The following is a 17,313-nucleotide window of genomic DNA, read 5'->3' on the forward strand; positions in this document are numbered from 1 at the left end:
TGTCTATGTGAAAGAAATGTGTTCTCTCTGTATTCTTTTATTTGCACATAAAATTTATGTTTCTATGTGTTTAAAAAAATTAAGAATATATTCCTCCGTTTATATTGATAATTTCGCCGGTAATATAACTCGATTTTTTTGAAATCAAAAAGCTTACCAAATCTGCTACTTCTTCGGCTTCGCCAAAACGGTTTACAGGAATTAGTTTTAATAATTCTTTTTCGTCCAGCTCACTTGTCATGTCAGTTCTAATGAATCCCGGTGCAACAGCATTTACAGTAATGTTACGTTTTGCCACTTCTTGTGCCAATGCTTTTGTAGCGGCAACAATTGCACCTTTTGCTGCTGAATAATTGGTTTGTCCTGCTGTTCCTTTTACACCAGAAACGGAAACCATATTTACAATTCGACCATATTTATTACGGAGCATTTTTTGAATGAAAAACTGTGTTACATTAAAAAATCCGTTTAAACTTGTGTTTACAACACCGTTCCAGTCTTCGGGAGTCATCCACATAAAAAGACCATCTTTTGTAATTCCAGCATTATTTACAATAGCTTCTACAATAGCTTCAGGATTAGCTTCCTGCCATTTTGTTAAAACATCTTGTACTTGCTCAAAATTGGCAACATCAAAACCTAAGATTTCTCCTGTTGCTCCTAATTTTTGTATTTCCTGAAGTGTTGCTTCAGCAGCGGTTTTGTTTGAATGGTAATTGATCAAAATATGATACTTAGATTCAACGGCTAATTTTTTACAAATAGCACTTCCAATTCCTCTTGAACCGCCTGTTACTAATACACATTTCATAAGTGAAATTTATTTCTTTTTCTTAGCTGCTGGTTTCGGTGTCGATTTAGCAGCAGGTTTTGTTGTTTTTGTTTCTTGTTTTGGAGCTTCAACTGGAGCTGGTGCAGCCTGAGGTTTTTCAGCAGATTTTGAAAAAAGCTCAGCGTTTTCAAACCATTGATTACTCAATACTGTTCCGTCTGGTTTAAGAAAACCCCATTTTCCTTCATTTTTTACTCGTGCAACACCATCTATGAAACCTTTGTCTTGTTGGGTAAACATAGCAATAATCGCATTGGTAGTAATGCCATATTGAGTTGGAATAACTAGTTTTCCAGATTCATTAATAAATCCCCAATTGCTTTCTTTAACCGGAGCTAAACCATTTGCACTAAAAACTTCTGCATCGTTATAAGTAGGCTCAATTACAAATTCTGCTTTTGGATTAATGTATCCCCATTTTTTTCCAACTAGAACAGGCGCTAAATTTTTAGAAAAAGCTTTTCCTTTATCATATATAGGTAAAATGGTCCAGTTTCCTTTTAAGTCAATGTATCCAATTTTTCCATTCTTTTTAGCAAACGTCAAATCTTGAGTTTCAAAATCCCAAATTTTTTCGGCTCCATCAACTGGAATAAATTTACCAGCGCTTACAAGTCCAAAAGTTTTATCTTTTCTAGCCCAAGTTGTATTTTTAAAATAGTTTCCAATTTCTGCGTAAGCAGGCTCAACTAATTCTTTTCCTTCGGCATTTATGATTCCCCAATTTTTATTCAGTTCCACTCTTGCGAAACCATTTTCAAAAGGCTTGATCTGATCGTATTTTGGTTCTAAAATGACAGTCATTTTATTGTTGATCAATCCAACTTTATTGTTTTGTCTGATAAAAGCAACGCCATTATTGAAATCGAATAATTTATCTGACGCGGGATTTTTTTGAATTTCACCTTTTTTGTCAATATAAACCCATTGCTTATCTTTTTGTACTATAGCAATTCCGTTGTTAAAATCTTTAGCATCTTTAAAGTCAGCAGGAATTACCCATTCTCCTTTTGTATCAATAAAACCCCATTTTCCGCCATTTTCTACTGCGGCTAAACCTTCAGAGAAACTTTTGGCAGATTTATATTGAGGCTCAATTTTAAAAGATCCATCTTTGGAAATATATCCAATTTTTGAATTCTTTCTAACTAATGCCAATTCTTGACTATTAACAAATTGAAATACTAGCAACAAAAAAATAAGTGGTTTTTTCATGATTTTAAGATTCAATATTAATACTGTAAAACAAGATTTAATTGTTGATCAAATGATCTTTTACTTTTTGAACGAAAGGATACATCACTTGATCTTCCTTAAATGTTGGAATTATATTTCGAATTTCATCGTACCATTTTTTAGAAACAGATGAAATTTTATCTTTTTGCTCTAAATAATCAATTGCTTGAACAATGGTAATCATTTCGATAGCCAAAACTTCAAAAGCGTTTTCAATAACTTTTGAGGTAATTACAGCAGCATTTGTTCCCATACTTACAATGTCTTGATTGTCATTGTTGTTCGGGATACTGTGAACGTACATTGGGTTCGATAACATTTGACTTTCGGCAGTTGTTGAGGTAGCAGTAAACTGAACGCCCTGCATTCCGAAATTAAATCCTAATGTTCCTAAATTTACAAAAGGAGGCAGCAGTTCGTTGATTTTTGAATTTAATAAATAATTCAATTGACGTTCTGCAAGCATCGTTAATTTTGTAATAACGATTTTCAGTTTATCCATTTCAAGTGAAATATAATCTCCGTGGAAATTTCCTCCGTGATAAACGTGTTTGTTTTTTACGTCGATAATTGGGTTATCGTTTGCCGAGTTAAATTCGTCTTCTAAAATTGAAGCAACGTTATTAATGGTTTCTAAAACCGGTCCAAGAATTTGAGGAACGCATCTTAATGAATAGTATTCCTGTACTTTTTCTTTGAAGATTTCTTCGGTATTTTCACCAGAATATAAGTGGTCTTCTCTTTTACGAATTAAAGTACTGTCTGAAAGATTTTGACGCATTTTCGCTGCCACTTCCTGTTGTCCTTTATGACGTTTTGTTTGGTTTAATTCTTCTGAGAAGTGATCGTCATAAGCTTGAACTAGTTCGTTGATTGCACATGAAGATTTTAATGACCAATCTAATAATTTTTTAGCGTGATATACATTTACAACACCAATTCCGGTCATTACCGAAGTTCCGTTGATTAATGCTAAACCTTCTCTAATTTCTACTTGAATTGGTTTCAAGCCTTCAATTTCAAAAACTTCTGGAGTTGGTCTTCTTTCGCCTTTATAAAAAACTTCGCCTTCACCAATTAAAACTAAAGCTAAATGTGATAGCTGCACTAAGTCACCGCTGGCACCAACACCGCCGTGTTCGAAGATTAATGGCGTAATATCTCTATTAATAAGTTCAGACATTAGGTTGATTACTGACGGATGAACGCCTGAGTTTCCTAATGAAAGCGTATTTAATCGTGCCAAAATTGCTGCTTTTGCGCAAATTGGACTTAAAGGTTTTCCGGTTCCAGATGAGTGGCTTCGGATTAAATTATATTGAAGCTGAATTTGATCAGATTCTTTAATTCTATATTGCGCCATTGGACCAAAGCCAGTGTTTACGCCGTAAATTACTTTGTTTCCAGAAAATTCTTTTAGGAAATTAAAGCTTTCATTTACTCGGTTAAGAACGACATCGCTGATTGCAATTTTATTATTTCCAAATATAATAGATTCGAATTCTGCTAAACTTAAATATTCATTAATTGTATTCATTAAATCGGTTTTGATTGTGCTAATTTAATTTTATTAATCAAAATAAATGTAGTTATTTTGATGATGGCAAATGTAAGGTAATAATTGATAATATTTTTATTATGACAAAGGAGTTTGTAGATGTTTTAGTGATAGGCGCCGGACCCTCTGGATGCGTATCGGCATCGTATCTTCATAAAAACAATGTTAAGGTAAAAGTTGTAGAAAAACAAAGGTTCCCGAGACTTGTTGTTGGCGAAAGCTTAATTCCTAGAGTAATGGATCATTTTGCTGAGGCAGAATTGTTTGATGCTCTTGATGCAATGAATTTTGAAAAGAAGCTGGGAGCGCGTTTTATAAGAGGTGAAGAAATTTGTGTTTTTGATTTCAGCAAGAAATTTGGAGAAGGATGGGATTGGACCTGGCAGGTTCCGCGTGCTGATTTTGATAACACAATGGCTCAGGAAGTCGTTCGTAAAGGTGTTGATCTAGAATTTGAAACTGAGGTTTTGGAAGTTTCTTTTGAAGGGAAAAATTCTAAAACTATTGTAAAAGATAAGGATGGGAATTTAAAAGAAATTCACGCGAAGTTTATTATCGATTCAAGTGGTTACGGACGCGTTTTACCAAGACTTTTAGATTTGGATACGCCTTCGAAATTAGATCCGCATTCTTCAATATTTACACACGTAAAAGATATTAATAGAGAAGAAGGTGAAGAAGGAACTCAAATTTCATTTGATATTCTAGAAACTCAAGTATGGCTTTGGGTAATTCCATTTTCTAACGGAAACACGAGTTTAGGAGTTGTTGGCCCAACAGATTTTATCAATTCTCTTTCTGAAAATAAAGATAATGCCGAGGCTTTGAAAAATGCTATTCAGCTGTCAGACTTTTATATTAAAAGATTTCAAGGAACTGAATTTTTGTTTGAGCCTGTAAAATTGGAGAATTATTCGAGAGCTGTAAAAAGAATGTATGGCGACGGTTTTGCTTTAACAGGAAACAGTTCAGAATTTTTAGATCCTGTTTTCTCATCAGGTGTAGCTTTTGCAACTGAATCTGGAATGCTGGCGGCAAAATTATATTTGAAAGAATCACAAGGAACTCCTGTTGATTGGGAAGTTGAGTTTACGCAGTATATGAAACGAGGAATTGCAGTATTTACGACTTATGTACAAGAATGGTACACCGGAAATCTGCAGACTTTATTTTTTCATCAGCCGGAAAATCCTGAAGTAAAAGAAAAAATATGCGCTGTTTTGGCTGGTTATGTCTGGAACGAAGAAAATTCGTTTGTTAAAAAGCATGATCACGTAATTGCAAACATGGCATATTTGCTAAATATGCAAAAAGAACAAAGCTCGGAATAATCTGGTTTTTTGGTTATTCCTATTGTTGCACTATAATAAAAAAGAGGATTCTAAATTTAGAATCCTCTTTTCTTTTAAATACTATTTTGTAAAATTCTGCTACCAGAACTTCACATATAATGCTACAATAATCAATAATGTAATTACGATTAACACAGTAGTTTGTGGTTTAACTTTAAACATTTCAGAATCAATTTCAAATGCTTTAGGGTTTACTTTAGGTCCAGCAAAACTGATTGCAATCATTGCCAGCATTGTAAAGAAGAATGATAATCCCATACAAATATGGAACGGAATTTCGAATGCACCTTTTCCATTAGAATAAGCAGTATATAATAAGGTTTCATTTCCGAAAAGCATTGGAGCATATTCATTGAATAAAACAGACAATACAAATCCTAAAATTACACCTACAATTGCTGCAGTTCCAGTTGTTCTTTTCCAGAACATTCCAAGGAAGAACATCGCAAAAACTCCAGGACTAATAAAGCCGGTATATTTTTGAATGTAAGTAAATCCACCAACACCGCCAATTCCTAATATGTCATTCCACGTAAATAATACGGCTAAAAGCATAGCAGCAAAAACAGCATATCTTCCGATATTTACTTGGTGTCTGTCACTTGCATTTTTTTGAATGTATTTTTTATGAACGTCTAAAGTATAGATTGTCGAAATACTATTTACTTTACCAGCTAATGATGCTACGATAGCAGCAGTTAATGCAGCAACAGATAATCCTTTTAAACCTGTTGGAAGGAAAGTTAACATCGCCGAGTAAGCTCCGTCTTTTCCGCCGATCAATTGTGGTAAACCACCATTTTGGTATAAAACATAAGCAGCAATACCAGGCAGCATAACGATAAGAGGCATTAATAATTTTAAGAATCCTGCAAACAAAATACCATTACGCGCAGTTTGTAAATCGGCACCTAAAGCTCTTTGTGTGATATATTGGTTACATCCCCAATAGTTAAGGTTGATAATCCAGATACCTGCTAAGTAAGACATTAAACCAGGGAAAGTTAAATATTTATCAATTTCAAGTTGAGATGAAGAAGCAGTAGGTCTGTCAATTATCATTTTGAAATGTTCAGGTGCTTTTTCCATTAATAGATTGAAACCTGCAAGAGCATCCTTTCCAAAACCAAAATGATCAGATACTACAGTCAAAGCGATATAAGTCGTAACTAAACCTCCAATGATTAAAACCGCTACCTGAATTACATCGGTATAAGCAACAACTTTCATTCCTCCTAAAGAGATAATTAATGCAAAAACAGCTAAACCTATCATAATTGCATGAAGATATTCTCCGCCTGCAAGACCATTAATAGCAACTGCTCCTAAATATAGAATAGATGTAAGGTTTACAAATACATATAAAAACAACCAAAAAACCGCCATGATTAAAGCCGTAGATTCATTGTAACGTGTTTTTAAGAACTGAGGCATCGTGTAAATCTTATTTTTAAGATATACTGGAATAAACCAAACTGCAACAATAATCAACGCAATAGCAGCAATCCATTCATAAGCAGCAACTGCGATTCCTAAAAAGAAACCTTCACCGCTCATTCCGATAAATTGTTCAGCCGAAATGTTTGATGCAATTAATGAAGCTCCAATTGCCCACCATGTAAGTGTTCCTTCGGCAAGGAAATAAGCCTTGGCATCGTGTTCGTTTTTTTCGCGTTTGCGATAAATCGTATATCCATAGATAGATACTACGAGAAAATAGATAATAAATACTGCATAATCTGCAATAGTGAGGTTCTGGTTCATTGATAATGGTATATTAGATAATTAGTATAGCGATTGTTTTTTGTGGTTTAATTTGTTTAAAAAATGAAAAATGTGTTTTTATTCTGTTATTTTTTTATTAAAACAAGAACGGAAGCCAAATTTAAAATAAAAAGTTATAAATCTATCATTGTAAATGTATTATTTACATTTATAAATAAATTATTATGTTAAATTTTCGATTCAGAACTTATTTTGCAAGAAAAATTCAGCTAAATTTTTATTTTGTTTTGTAATGAACGTCTGGTTGTTGTCTTAAAATTTCAGCACTTTTCTCTGGTGTAATGTCTCTTTGCGATTCTCCCATCATTTCATAACCAACCATGAATTTTTTTACAGTTGCAGAACGAAGCAGCGGCGGATAAAAATGCATATGAAAATGCCATTCAGGATGATCTAAATTATCTGTTGGAGCTTGATGAATTCCTGAAGAATAAGGGAACGATGTGCTGAATAAATTATCGTACTTAATAGTCAGCTGTTTTAAAATTTCGGCATAAGCAGTAACTTCTTCGGCATTAAAATCCGTGATTTTGCTAATTGGGTTTTTGCTCACAATCATAGTCTCATAAGGCCAGATTGCCCAAAACGGAACTAATGCAACAAAATGTTCGTTCTCGATTACTATTCGGCTTCCAACTCTTAATTCAGCCTTAACATAATCCTCAAGCAGTGTTCTTTGATTTTTGTCGTAATAAGACTTTAAGCTTTTGTGTGTTTTTTCAACCTGAGTCGGCAATGATGACTGTGCCCAGATTTGTCCATGAGGATGCGGGTTGCTGCACCCCATAATACTTCCTTTATTTTCAAAAATCTGAACGTGGTTAATGTATTTAATGCTTCCTAAATCAGCATATTCTTTCTGCCAAGTTTTAATAATGTTTTCAATATCGGCAACTTCCATTTCAGGAAGCGTTAAGTCGTGTCTTGGTGAAAAACAAACCACTCTCGAAATTCCTTGTTCAGGTTCTGCCTTAAAAAAGGTATGTTTAATATCTTCTTCAAAAATAATTTCATCTTGTTTTAAAGCGGCAAAATCATTGTCGAATACAAAACTGCTTTTGTACGCAGGATTGCTTACTCCGTTTGCACGAACATTTCCAGGACATAAATAACAAGTTGAATCGTGTTTAGGAAGTGTCTCAGTCGAAATGGTTTCGTTTTGACCCTGCCAAGGGCGTTTTGCACGATGAGGTGAAACTAAAACCCATTCATTGAGTAAAGGATTAAAACGTCTGTGAGGATCTTCGTTAATGTCAAAATTTTTCATTGTGTTGGTGTGGTATTTAAAGTAATGTTGTTCCGTTTGAGATTTTTACGTCGTAAAATTTTAATTCAATCCCAAATGTATTTAAATAAAGATTCGAAAACTTACTATTCACCTCATTTTCATGACCTTTTTTAATTAAATTAATGGTGCATCCGCCAAAACCGCCGCCCATTAAGCGAGAACCAATTATATTATTGTCAGCTTTTGCCGTATCAACAAGCATATCTAATTCGGCACAGCTTACTTCATATTCTTGAGATAAACCATAATGTGTTTCAAAAAGCAATTGTCCTAATTCTTCTATATTACCTTTGTCCAGCGCTTCGCAGGCTTTTATAACGCGATTAATTTCTTTTACGACATAATGAACTCTTTTAAAAACAGTTTCATTCATTTTGTCCTGAATACTTAAAAGTTGTTCTTCGGTACAATTTCTAAAACTTTTTACTTCAGGAAAATGACTTTTAATTATTGACAATCCTTGCTCACACTCTATTCTGCGTGTATTATATTCAGATGTAAAAAGAGAATGTTTAACATTGCTGTCAAATAAAACCAAAGAGTAATCTTTAAAATCAGCATTATGATAATGATAATCTAATGTGTTGCAGTCTAATTGAATAACTTTGTTTTCAAGACCAAGTACACTTGAAAACTGATCCATTATACCACAATTAATTCCCACCCAGTGTTCAGCTTTTTGTCCTAATAATGCTATGTCTACTTTTTCAATTTTTAAATCGAAAAGCTGTTTAATTCCGAAAATCATTCCACATTCTAAAGCTGCAGATGATGATAATCCTGAACCAACAGGGATATTACTGCTGAAAGCACAGTTAAAACCTTCAAATGAAAAGCCATTATCCTGCAGCTGTTTAATAACGCCTCGAATATAATTTGTCCAGACAATGTCGTTTAATTTTACTTCCTGAGTTAAATCAATTTCAAATTCCTCGTTTAAGTCGATGGCAATTATTTTTGATTTTTTGGAATTGTTTTTTTCCAAAGCAAAGCAAATTACTTTGTCAATTGCAGCAGGTAAAACATAACCATCATTATAGTCAATATGTTCGCCGATAATGTTGATTCTTCCTGGAGAAAGCACTATTTTTTCTGGTTTAGCCCCAAAAGATTTTTCAAAAAAAGCAGTGGTGTTTTGTATTAAAATGTCATTCATTATAATGTAATTGGTTTACCGTTTTTAGTTCAAAATTTCAAATTTATAAACGGTTTCTTGATTATATATTTCACCTTTCCTTAAAACCGAATTAGGAAAATGTGCTTGGTTGGGGGCATCTGGAAAATTTTGAGTCTCAAAGCAAATACCACTTGTTTTATGGTAAACAGCTTCGTTTTTTCCTTTTAAAATGTCAAAACAATTACCGCCTACATATATATGTACACTTGGCTGATTTGTATAAACGCTCATTTTTAGATTGTTTTTTGAACTAAATAAAGATGCTGAGGGATTATTGGTTTGATTGATAACAAAAGAATTATCGATTGAAGCCGGGCATTTTTTTTCACTTCTAAAATCAAATTCATGATTATTAAGATCAATAAATTTTCCAGTTGGAATATTCTCTTGGTCAGTTTCCAGCATTTTTTCGGCAGCAATAAAAACTTTTTGATCCAGAACACTGCCATCGTGACCATCTAGATTAAAATAACTATGATGCGTTAAATTTATAACAGTATCTTCTGTAGAAATTGCTTTATAATTTAATTTCAGCTCATTATTTTCTGTAAGCGTGTAAGTTAAGTCAACTTGTAATTCTCCGGGATAATTTTCATCAAGATCTTCACTTAAAAGACTAAATGTTATCGACGGATTTTCATTAGAAGTTTGACTGGTAACATTCCATATTTTTTTTCCAAAACCAATATTTCCACCATGTAAAGAGTTTCCGTTATTGTTTTTTGTTAATTGATATGTTTTTCCATTTAAAGAAAAAAGTCCTTTATGAATTCGTCCCGCATAACGGCCAACCGTTGTTCCAAAATAAGGAGCACTTGGTAAATTATAAGATTCTAAATAAGACTTTGGAGAGTCAAATCCCAAAACAACATCAACAATCTCGCCTTCAGAAATTGGAATCTGAAGAGAACTTACAGTTGCACCATAATTTAAAATCTCAACCTTCATTCCGTTTTTATTTGATAATTCGAAAGAACGAATTTTTTCGATCTCTGGTCCAAAATCAGAAAAATCGGCACTAGAAGTTTCTTTACTATGTGATTTGTTTATTGTTTTCATTAAAATTTTAGAAAAATGAAAGTCAAAAATAAAAACATTCTTTATTTTTGCATACCGGTACCTACCAGTTTTTGTGTAAATTTTTAAAGATCTTTATTTTATATGAACATTATTTCGATTCAAAACAACATTGGTCTGCCAAAATATAAGCAGATTATTCTTTCAATTGAAAAAGCAATTGAAGACGAAAAACTGGTTAAAGGTGACAGGCTGCCTTCTGTAAATAAAGTTTGTCTGGCATTTTCATTATCCCGAGATACCGTTTTGTTAGGATATGAAGAACTCAAAAAAAGAGGTATTATTTATGCTATTCCTGGAAAAGGATACTACGTTAAGAGTGTAGAAATCACGATTAAGCAGAAGATTTTTTTGTTGTTTGATGAATTGAATATTTTCAAGGAAGATATCTACAACTCCTTTTTAAACAATATTGGAAAAAATGTTCAGGTGGATATTTACTTTCATCATTTTAATAATGTTGTTTTTCAGAAATTGATTAATGACAGCAATGGGAATTATACGAAATACATTTTAATGCCAACAAATTTAAAAGATATAGTTGGTTCTATAAAAACCCTACCAGTGGGTGATGTTATTATACTGGATCAGACAAACGCAGACTTAAAATCGTATCCTGCAATTTATCAGAATCATCAAAAGGATATTTTTGAAGGATTAGAGAGGGGAAAAGAACGTTTGGCTAAATATCAGAAATTGATTTTGATTTTTCCAGGTTTCCGAGAACCAATAGGAATGAAAATGGGTTTTGAAGATTTTTGTACGGCACATAATTTTGAATCTGAAGTTATTGCCGAATTTACAAATAGAAAGATAAATGCAGGAGATTTGTACATTATACCTAATGATCGTGATTTGGTTCGGGTAATAGAAAGCGCCAGAGATCAAAATTTAAAACTGGGAACAGACTTCGGAATTATTTCTTATAATGAAACTCCTTTGAAAAAAGTTGTAGCCAGCGGAATTACAACAATCTCTACTCATTTTGAAGCGATGGGAAAAATTTTGGCAGAAATGGTCTTGAAAGGAAAAAAGGAGCAAATCGAAAACAAGTCCTCTTTAATAATGCGAAATTCTTTGTAGTAACTTATTAATGAATTTAACGTGTAGTTATTCATTGTATAGTTAAATCCTTCATTTGATTAAAAACTCTTTTATTAATTAATAAAAAAAATAAAGATGTTATTTTTTGTTTTTGAAGAATTATTTTGCTTACATTTGCAAATGTAAATTTTACACTTATTAATGTTTTAGCAGTTAGTGTTCATAATAACAGCTAAATACAAAGGTTAAAAGATAATAATTTTGTTTATTTTTTTTAATAGTAGTTTTATTGAAGAAAAAACCCTGAAAATTGTGGAATTTCAGGGTTTTGTTTTTTTTTATAAATTCAGAACGAAATCATTAAGTAATTTCTCTTCGTATTTTTCTTTATTAAAAGTGTACAAATACGATCCTTTTCTGGACGACTGCATGTCTTTCTCTTCAAGTTTATTTAAAATCTCAAGAGAGTTTATTTTACTAATGAAATTTCTTTTGTCTAATTCCTTACTTAAAATAGCTTCATATAATTCTAAAAGCTGACGCATGGTGAATTTTTCTGGAAGCAATTCAAAACCAATTGGTTTTATCGAAGTTTTATATCGCAGTCTTTTTATCGCATTTTGAACCATTTCGTTGTGGTCAAAAATTAAATTTGGTGCATCGTTAATTGGGAACCATTCGGCATGATAATTTTTAATTAGTTCAGCATTATGGTTTTCGATATTAATCAAGGCAAAATAAGAAACTGAAATGGTTCTTTCGACAGGATCACGATCAATTTCGCTGTAAGCATACAGCTGCTCCATATAAATATCGTTTAAACCAGTGTACGTATTTAATATTCTAATAGCTGCATTATCTAAAACTTCATCACGTTTTAAAAACCCTCCAATCAAGGACCATTTTCCTTTTTCAGGTTCAAAATCTCTTTTGATTAAAAGTATTTTTAGACCTTCACTGTCGAATCCAAAAATAATACAATCTACCGCTAGTAAAACCTTATCGGCAGAGCTATAACTGTTTAGCATATTTAATAATTTATTGGTAAAGATATAAACTTCCTAAATTGTTTCATAACTTATTAATGTAACATTTACACTTATGTAAAAATAGTACTAAAAGTATGAAATCACTATAATTTATTTTGGTATCTATAAATAGAATACAATTTCTCAATTTATTATTCTTTTTATTACCAAAATCAGGATCAAAGGTAAAAACATTTTTAAAAGAGAATTCGTATCAAGATGGATATTTTATTTTTAAAAATTCAAACCGTCAAAAAAAGCTGCAAACCCCCAGTATTTATTAGTTTTTTGTGGAATTTATAATTTTTAAACTTTTTATGAAAGCTGAATTAAAGTAAAAAAGCCGTTTGTTTAGGATAGTTTTCAAAAGCATAATTACGAAATCTGTTTTTTGCAACCAGTTGTTTTAGAATTTTAATTTGTTTTTGAGACTATTTTTTATTTAAATTTACAAATGTCAAAGAAACACTTATTCAAGATTTCAAGTGAAAAAAAGACAAAACTAAAAATGATCTCGATTGTAAAAAAGAAGAAATAGAAATCAATTTTTCTGTCTTTTTAGGTTTTGGTTTTAGAATAAAAGTAAGTTAAAAAAGAAAAAAATCGGATAAAATAGAGTTAGAAAAGCAGGTTGTGCTTTGCAGTTTTAGGTTTTAAGATGAGATAATCGCAATAGAATAAATGTTATTTGAACGTTTATTTTGTCTTTTTCTTCTAAAGAACTGTTTTAGTGCAATATCCGTAAAAAAAGACTGTATCTTTTTTATTAAGTGTTTTTTGTACACTTATAAATATTTATAAGTATATTTGTCACCATTAAAAATAAATTTCGAATGAAAAATTACGTAATAGGATTAGACTATGGAACAGATTCTGTTCGAGCGGTGCTTATAGATGCTGAAAATGGGCAGGAACTAGCATCGAATGTTTCTCATTACAAAAGATGGAAAAATAAGCAGTATTGCGACGCCTCTATAAATCAATTTCGTCAGCATCCTTTAGATCACATCGAAGGATTAGAAATCACGATTCAAACTGTTATAAAAGAAAGTAAAGTTGATCCTTCATTAGTGAAAGGAATTTGTATTGATACAACAGGATCTTCTCCAGTTCCAGTTACAAAAGACGGAACTCCATTAGCATTAACAAAAGGTTTTGAAGAAAATCCAAATGCTATGATGGTTTTATGGAAAGATCATACTTCGATAAATGAAGCAAACGAAATCAATGAACTGGCAGTAAGCTGGGGCGGAGAGGATGTTACAAAATATGTGGGTGGAATTTATTCATCAGAGTGGTTCTGGGCAAAAATTCTTCACATTGCAAGACAAGATGAAGCGGTTCGAAATGCAGCATACACTTGGATGGAACACTGCGATTTAATGACGTATTTATTAATCGAAAATAAAGATTTAAAAACATTCAAAAGAAGCCGTTGCGCTGCGGGTCACAAAGCCATGTGGCATACAGACTGGAACGGACTTCCGCCAGTTGAATTCTTGGAAAAATTACATCCGTATTTAGCGCAGCTTCGCGGTAATTTATACGATGAAACCTATACATCAGATTTATCAGCAGGAAATTTAAGCAAAGAATGGGCAGATCGTTTAGGACTTTCAACAGATACAGTTGTAGCCGTTGGAACTTTTGATGCACATTCTGGAGCTGTTGGTGCTAAAATTGGCGAGAATACTTTAGTTCGTGTAATGGGAACTTCAACTTGTGATATTCTAGTTGGTTCTTATGATGAAGTTGGAACAAAAACTGTTCGCGGAATTTGCGGACAAGTAGATGGTTCTGTAATTCCAGGATTTATTGGTCTTGAAGCAGGACAATCTGCTTTTGGAGATTTATTGGCTTGGTACAAGGAATTATTAATGTGGCCGACAGAACATTTATTAACAGCTTCAACTGTTTTAAATGATGCTCAAAAAGAACAATTAAGAGAAGAATTCAGCGATAAATTAATTGTAGAATTAACGAAAGAAGCGGAAAAAATTCCAGTTTCAGAAAGTCTTCCAATCGCTTTGGACTGGATTAACGGACGCAGAACTCCAGATGCAAACCAAGAAGTAAAAAGTGCGATTTCAAACCTTTCTTTAGGAACAAAAGCACCACATATTTTCAAAGCTTTAGTAAACGCAATTTGTTTTGGAGCCAAGAAAATTGTAGATCGTTTTGAAGAAGAAGGTGTGAAAATAGACAGCGTAATCGGAATTGGCGGTGTGGCTCGTAAATCTCCTTTTATTATGCAGACTTTGGCAAACGTTTTAAACAAGCCAATTAAAATTGCAGCTTCAGACCAAACTCCGGCTTTAGGAGCGGCGATTTACGCAGCTGTTGCAGCAGGAATTTATCCAAATGTAATCGAAGCAAGCCAAAAAATAGGAAGCGATTTTGATGGAGAATATTTCCCTCAATTAGATAAAGTGGCTGCGTATAACAAATTACTTATTGCTTACGATCAATTAAGTGCTTTTGAAGATCCATCTATTAAAATCAAAGAAAATGAGTTCTCAATATAAAGATTTAAAACAGGAATGTTACGAAGCCAATATGCAATTAAATGCATTGAATTTGGTTGTCTATACTTTTGGAAATGTGAGTGCTGTTGATCGAGAAAATGGTGTTTTTGCCATTAAACCGAGCGGCGTTCCCTACGAAGATTTAAAACCCGAAGATATCGTAATTGTTGATTTTGACAATAATGTTATCGAAGGAACCATGCGTCCGTCATCAGACACCAAAACGCATGCTTACTTGTATAAAAATTGGCCAAATATTGGAGGAGTTGCGCATACACACGCAACGTATTCTGTGGCTTGGGCACAATCGCAGCGAGATATTCCAATTTTCGGAACAACACATGCAGATCACTTAACAGCAGATATTCCGTGCGCTCCGCCAATGGCTGATTCGCTTATTGAAGGAAACTACGAACACAATACCGGAATTCAGATTTTGGATTGTTTCAAAGAAAAAAATCTTTCATACGAAGAAGTAGAAATGGTTTTGATTGGAAATCACGGTCCATTCGCTTGGGGAAAAAATGCAGCAAAAGCAGTTTATAACAGTAAAGTTCTGGAAGTTGTAGCCGAAATGGCGTACCTGACTTTGCAAATAAACCCAAATGCACCAAGATTAAAAGATTCATTAATAAAGAAACATTACAATCGTAAGCACGGAAAAGATTCGTATTACGGACAATAGAAATTTTGTTTCAGGTTTCAGGTTTTCTTTGTTTCAGGTTGTTGGAACGTAACTTGAAACCTGAAGCCTGAAACTTGAAACAAATAATAAATAACAAAAGTTTTCGGCATTTTAAGAACATGAAACTTGAAACAAAGAAAACTTGAAACAAAATAAATAACAAAATGATAGACATTTCTCAAAAGGAGGTTTGGTTTGTAGTAGGAAGCCAGGAATTATACGGTGAAGAAACATTAAGAAAAGTAGCAGAACATTCGCAAATCATTGCAAAAGGATTAGATGCTTCGTCTTCAATTCCTGTAAAAGTGGTTTACAAAGATGTGGTAAAATCACCATCTCAAATATTAGATGTTTGTTTGGCGGCGAATTCAGAGAAAAACTGTATCGGAATTATTGCTTGGATGCACACTTTCTCTCCAGCTAAAATGTGGATTGGCGGTTTGAGTATTTTGAAAAAGCCATTGTGTCATTTACATACACAATACAATGCTGAAATTCCGTGGGGAAGCATCGATATGGATTTCATGAACTTGAACCAATCGGCTCACGGAGATCGTGAATTTGGTTTCATTATGTCTAGATTACGTAAAAAGCGTAAAGTTGTAGTTGGGCATTGGGAAGATGAAAGAGTTCATAAAAAAATAGGAATTTGGTCAAGAGTCGTTCTTGGATGGGATGAACTTCAAAATCTAAAAGTAGCTCGTATTGGAGACAATATGCGTGAAGTTGCCGTTACAGATGGTGATAAAGTAGAAGCTCAGATTCGTTTCGGAATGTCGGTAAACGGATACGATTCTTCAGATGTGACAAAACATATCGAAAAAATAACAGAGAAAGAATTAGCTGATTTATTAGCGGTTTACGAACAATCATATGCTTTGACTGATTCTTTAAAAGAGGGCGGAGCACAAAGAAGTTCTTTGGTTGAAGCAGCAAAAATCGAATTAGGTTTGAGAGCTTTCCTTGAAGAAGGAGGATTTGGCGCTTTTACAGATACGTTTGAAAATCTTGGAGCTTGGAAACAATTACCAGGAATTGCAACACAAAGATTAATGGCCGACGGTTATGGTTTTGGAGGTGAAGGAGATTGGAAAACGGCTGCAATGGTAAGAGCTTTAAAAGTTATGAATATTGGTCTTGAAGGAGGAACTTCTTTCATGGAAGATTATACGTACCACTTCACACCACAAAAATCATATGTTTTAGGATCACATATGTTAGAAATTTGTCCTTCTATTGCCGACGGAAAGCCTTCTTGTGAAGTACATCCTTTAGGAATTGGCGGAAAAGAAGATCCAGCTCGTTTAGTATTTAATTCTCCTGCCGGAGATGCAATCAATGTTTCTTTGGTTGATATGGGAACGCGTTTCCGTTTAATTGTTAACGAAGTGGAAGCGATTAAACCATTAGCTGAATTGCCAAAATTACCAGTTGCCAGAGTTTTATGGGATTGTAAACCAAACCTTGATATTGCAGCAACTGCTTGGATTTTAGCAGGTGGAGCTCATCACACTGTTTACAGCCAATCGATAACAACTGAATATATGGAAGATTTTGCGGATATCGCAGGAATCGAATTATTGGTTATTGATGAAAAAACGACTGTTAGGGAGTTTAAAGATAAGATTAATGCGAATGAAGCTTATTTTCATTTGTTTCAACATGGACTTTAATTAAAGGTACAAAGGTTCAAAGAGGCAAAGGTTCAGAGGTTTTAATTTTGTTG

13 protein-coding genes are annotated in these 17,313 nt (G+C 33.2%); 5 read left to right on the plus strand and 8 right to left on the minus strand.

Features of this window, described 5'->3' with window-relative positions:
- Window positions 1-79: 79 nt before the first annotated feature.
- From fabG to B0A81_RS15685, 3 genes are read right to left on the minus strand one after another with little or no spacing between them, the layout of a single operon-like run.
- Window positions 80-811, minus strand: a complete 732-nt coding sequence (gene fabG, locus B0A81_RS15675) for a 3-oxoacyl-ACP reductase FabG (RefSeq protein ID WP_089058894.1) — start codon at window positions 809-811, stop codon at window positions 80-82.
- 9 nt (window positions 812-820) lie between these two features.
- On the minus strand, window positions 821-2,047 hold the full coding sequence (locus B0A81_RS15680) for a WG repeat-containing protein (RefSeq protein ID WP_089058895.1): 1,227 nt from the start codon (window positions 2,045-2,047) through the stop codon (window positions 821-823).
- A 37-nt stretch (window positions 2,048-2,084) separates the two neighbouring features.
- Window positions 2,085-3,605, minus strand: coding sequence for an HAL/PAL/TAL family ammonia-lyase (locus tag B0A81_RS15685; RefSeq protein WP_089058896.1), 1,521 nt, complete (start codon window positions 3,603-3,605; stop codon window positions 2,085-2,087).
- Window positions 3,606-3,706: 101 nt separating this feature from the next.
- On the opposite strand from B0A81_RS15685, the gene B0A81_RS15690 reads away from it, so the two are divergent.
- The gene (locus B0A81_RS15690; protein ID WP_089058897.1) at window positions 3,707-4,957 is read left to right on the plus strand and encodes an NAD(P)/FAD-dependent oxidoreductase; all 1,251 of its coding nucleotides are present in this window, start codon (window positions 3,707-3,709) and stop codon (window positions 4,955-4,957) included.
- 99 nt (window positions 4,958-5,056) lie between these two features.
- On the opposite strand, the gene B0A81_RS15695 is transcribed toward B0A81_RS15690, so the two are convergent.
- The 4 genes from B0A81_RS15695 to B0A81_RS15710 form a co-directional block, all read right to left on the minus strand.
- Window positions 5,057-6,742 (minus strand): sodium/sugar symporter, encoded by a 1,686-nt coding sequence (locus tag B0A81_RS15695; RefSeq protein WP_089053601.1) that lies wholly within the window; start codon window positions 6,740-6,742, stop codon window positions 5,057-5,059.
- 238 nt (window positions 6,743-6,980) lie between these two features.
- Window positions 6,981-8,030 (minus strand): UDP-glucose--hexose-1-phosphate uridylyltransferase, encoded by a 1,050-nt coding sequence (locus tag B0A81_RS15700; RefSeq protein WP_089058898.1) that lies wholly within the window; start codon window positions 8,028-8,030, stop codon window positions 6,981-6,983.
- Between the two features lie 16 nt (window positions 8,031-8,046).
- A complete protein-coding gene (galK, locus tag B0A81_RS15705; RefSeq protein WP_089058899.1) occupies window positions 8,047-9,207 on the minus strand; it encodes a galactokinase in 1,161 nt (386 codons plus the stop codon).
- Between the two features lie 24 nt (window positions 9,208-9,231).
- Entirely contained in the window at window positions 9,232-10,287 is a 1,056-nt protein-coding gene (locus B0A81_RS15710) for an aldose epimerase family protein (RefSeq protein ID WP_089058900.1), read from the minus strand.
- Window positions 10,288-10,389: 102 nt separating this feature from the next.
- Between B0A81_RS15710 and B0A81_RS15715 the strand changes: the two genes are divergently transcribed.
- Window positions 10,390-11,388, plus strand: a complete 999-nt coding sequence (locus B0A81_RS15715; protein ID WP_089058901.1) for a substrate-binding domain-containing protein — start codon at window positions 10,390-10,392, stop codon at window positions 11,386-11,388.
- 299 nt (window positions 11,389-11,687) lie between these two features.
- On the opposite strand, the gene B0A81_RS15720 is transcribed toward B0A81_RS15715, so the two are convergent.
- The gene (locus tag B0A81_RS15720; protein ID WP_089053606.1) at window positions 11,688-12,377 is read right to left on the minus strand and encodes an NUDIX hydrolase; all 690 of its coding nucleotides are present in this window, start codon (window positions 12,375-12,377) and stop codon (window positions 11,688-11,690) included.
- An 833-nt stretch (window positions 12,378-13,210) separates the two neighbouring features.
- Between B0A81_RS15720 and B0A81_RS15725 the strand changes: the two genes are divergently transcribed.
- The 3 genes from B0A81_RS15725 to araA all read left to right on the plus strand — a co-directional run bounded on the left by B0A81_RS15725 (window position 13,211) and on the right by araA (window position 17,260).
- Window positions 13,211-14,902, plus strand: a complete 1,692-nt coding sequence (locus B0A81_RS15725; protein WP_089058902.1) for a ribulokinase — start codon at window positions 13,211-13,213, stop codon at window positions 14,900-14,902.
- Entirely contained in the window at window positions 14,886-15,587 is a 702-nt protein-coding gene (locus B0A81_RS15730) for an L-ribulose-5-phosphate 4-epimerase (protein WP_089058903.1), read from the plus strand. The genes B0A81_RS15725 and B0A81_RS15730 overlap by 17 nt, the downstream gene beginning before the upstream one ends.
- 164 nt (window positions 15,588-15,751) lie before the next feature.
- Window positions 15,752-17,260, plus strand: a complete 1,509-nt coding sequence (araA, locus tag B0A81_RS15735) for an L-arabinose isomerase (RefSeq protein ID WP_089058904.1) — start codon at window positions 15,752-15,754, stop codon at window positions 17,258-17,260.
- The last annotated feature ends 53 nt before the right edge of the window (window positions 17,261-17,313 follow it).

The organism is Flavobacterium plurextorum, assembly GCF_002217395.1.
Taxonomy (GTDB): Bacteria; Bacteroidota; Bacteroidia; order Flavobacteriales; family Flavobacteriaceae; genus Flavobacterium; species Flavobacterium plurextorum.